This is a genomic window from Pseudoxanthomonas jiangsuensis, from assembly GCF_010093185.1.
Lineage (GTDB): Bacteria > Pseudomonadota > Gammaproteobacteria > Xanthomonadales > Xanthomonadaceae > Pseudoxanthomonas > Pseudoxanthomonas jiangsuensis.
The window spans coordinates 1-549 of the sequence record NZ_PDWL01000123.1; the positions used below are offsets into that span (position 1 = coordinate 1).

The window sequence follows — 549 nt, forward strand, 5'->3', positions numbered from 1 at the left end:
GCGCAGGGCTCGGCGCTGGTCGACCAGGCCGGCAAGACCATGCACGAGATCGTCGCCTCGGTGCAGCGCGTCACCGACATCATGGGCGAGATCTCCGCGGCCTCGCAGGAGCAGTCGGCGGGTATCGAGCAGGTCAACCAGACCGTCACCCAGATGGACGAAACCACCCAGCAGAACGCCGCGCTGGTGGAAGAAGCCACTGCCGCTGCGCGTTCGCTGGAAGAACAGGCGATCGGATTGACCGAGGCCGTGGCGGTCTTCAAGACCGAGCAAGGCACCGCCAGCACTGTCCGCACGGCATCGGTCGCCAAGGCGGCGCCCGCCGTGCGCGCCAAGCTGACCTCGATCGGCGGCACCGCAGCTGCCAAGCCGCGCGCGGTCGCTGCATCGACGACCGTCGAGACCAGCTGGCAGGAGTTCTGACCAGCACGCACGGGCATCGACGGGGAATATTCACCGATGCCATCTGCGCCAGGCGACCGCTCCACACATCGGTCGTTGCAACACGCAGGGCCCGACCAAGCGCATGCCACCCGCACGCGTTTGATC

General features: G+C 67.6%; 1 protein-coding gene. It reads left to right on the forward strand.

Annotated features, from left to right (window positions below):
- Nucleotides 1–423, forward strand: a 423-nt coding sequence (locus tag CSC62_RS17595) for a methyl-accepting chemotaxis protein (RefSeq protein WP_246194538.1), incomplete at its 5' end; no start/stop codon positions are given.
- Nucleotides 424–549 lie beyond the last annotated feature (126 nt).